This window comes from Protofrankia sp. CiT1, from assembly GCF_917627335.1.
Taxonomy (GTDB): Bacteria; Actinomycetota; Actinomycetes; order Frankiales; family Frankiaceae; genus Protofrankia.
This window is the reverse complement of sequence record NZ_CAKJTP010000155.1, coordinates 7,808-9,603: the sequence shown is the minus strand read 5'-3', so window position 1 is coordinate 9,603 and position 1,796 is coordinate 7,808. Positions and strand designations below refer to the sequence as shown.

General features: G+C 73.2%; 2 protein-coding genes. One reads left to right on the top strand and one right to left on the bottom strand.

What is annotated here, in order from left to right:
• A partial coding sequence (locus MJ785_RS18185; protein ID WP_239381940.1) for a protein kinase occupies positions 1-971 on the bottom strand: 971 nt, incomplete at its 3' end.
• Between the two features lie 421 nt (positions 972-1,392).
• Here MJ785_RS18185 and MJ785_RS18180 point away from each other — a divergent pair.
• Positions 1,393-1,782 carry an MGMT family protein gene (locus MJ785_RS18180; RefSeq protein WP_239309570.1) on the top strand — a complete coding sequence of 130 codons (390 nt, stop codon included), beginning with the start codon at positions 1,393-1,395 and terminating at the stop codon, positions 1,780-1,782.
• The last annotated feature ends 14 nt before the right edge of the window (positions 1,783-1,796 follow it).

Genomic DNA, 1,796 nt, shown 5'->3' with positions numbered 1-1,796 from the left:
GGTGTCGCGAGGCCACCGGCTGTGCTGGTGACGTGCGACAGCGTCTCAGTCGCGGAGTCGAGCCAGGCGGAGAGCCAGTCGGAGCGGGCCGCCGGTCCGGTGCCGCCAGCCGCCGTGAGCCCGACGGCGGCGGGCCGGCAGCGCTCCGCGGGCGGGTCGGCGGCCAGCGCGTCCAGGATGTGTTTGACCAGCGCCGGCCGGGTCGCCGTACGCGGGCTGCGGTTCAGCGCCTCCTCAAGCGCGGCCACGTCGACCCAGCCCAGTCCCTCGACCCGGGGCACCAGATGGCCGAGCAGGACCTCGGCCATGGTCACCACGAAGGCGAACCTGTCCGCCTCCGGCGTCGGGATCGGGTCAACCACCCGCAGCTCGGGCGCGGCATAGGGCGCGGTGCGGCCGGCGATCCCGGTCCCGTCGGTGAGCCGGGCCAGGCCCAGGTCGACCAGGACTGCGACGCCGTCACCGCGGACCACGATGTTCGACGGCTTCACGTCGCCGTGTGCCACTCCCTGCACGGTCTGGCCGCCGGAGTGCATGTGGTCGAGCGCGGCGGCGACGGTACGCAGTTTGCGGATCCGCTCGCTGACCCGGGCGTCCGGGTTCTCGTCCCACCACTCACGCAGCGTCATGCCCTCGACGAAGTCCATGACGACGTAGCCCACGCGGGTGTTCGGGCTGGCCGCACCGGCAAGATGCCAGGACGGCCCGATGAACATGCTCGTGACGCGGACCAGGCCGGGGTGGCTGAGGGTGGTCAGCAGCCGGCTTTGCTTCTCCCAGGCCTCATCGCTCGGCGGCCGGAACATGGTCTTGACCGCGACGGTGGCGCGCCCTTCGGTCGACAGGGGCAGCTCCGCCCGCCACACCTCGCCCTCGCTGCCCCGCCCGATCGTCTCCTTCAGCACGTAGGTGTCCGGCCGCGTGGCTGGGCCGACCCAGTGCGCGGCCGGGTCGACTCCGGTTTCGGTCATGCATTCCCCCCAGGGATGTGCTGGTCATGCGGATGCTGGAACAACGCGGGCCGCCGCGGGCGCCGCCTGTCGCGGGCGGGCAGGCTATGACGGGCAGGCTGTGGCAGGCGGGGATTGTTCGCCGCGAAACACGACGATAGTGGCACTCCCGCGGACGGCCACGCGGGTCTGGCGTGTCCGCCCCGATGGCCAGGCGTAGGGACGCAACGGGCCGGCCTGGGCGGCTCCGGCGAGTCCCGGCGCGCTCGACCTTGTGTTACCGGCCAGCCGGAGTGCCGTCGCGGCGGTCCGCTGACCACCGTGCGCGGACCAGCCCCTCCTGCTGCCAATCCGAAGTACCGCTGTCAAGCTGAAGCCGGGGACAGGCCCGCGGGATCCGGGCGGCAGGCCCCTGGGACGGACGGGGCCTGGAGGCAGGGTGATGATCGGGGAAGGGCGGCGACACCAGCCGCCGCTCAGCGTGTCCGCGGGCCTCGCCACCCGGATCAACGTTGGTGGCCGGCCGAGCCCGTACGCGATGACCGTCCTTGCCGCGGTCACCCGCATCCCCCGCGGCAAGGTGATGACCTACGGCGATGTCGCCGAGTACGTGGGTGCGGGAACGGGCCGGACGGTCGGCGCGGTGCTCTCCCGGCACGGGCATGACGACGACATCCCCTGGCACCGGGTGCTGCGGTCCACCGGCGAGCCGAATCCGAACGCCCCGGGCGAGGCGCTGCGACGGTTGGCCGCTGAGGGCACGGCGCTGCTCCCCGGCGGGGGGCGGGTGGATCTGGCCGTGGCCCGCTGGGACGGCCGGACAGCTGGCTAAGAGCGCGTTTGAGA

Coding starts and splice junctions, on each gene's coding strand:
- MJ785_RS18180 (WP_239309570.1), top strand. CDS start 1,393: ATGATCGGGGAAGGGCGGCGACACCAGCCGCCGCTCAGCGTGTCCGCG.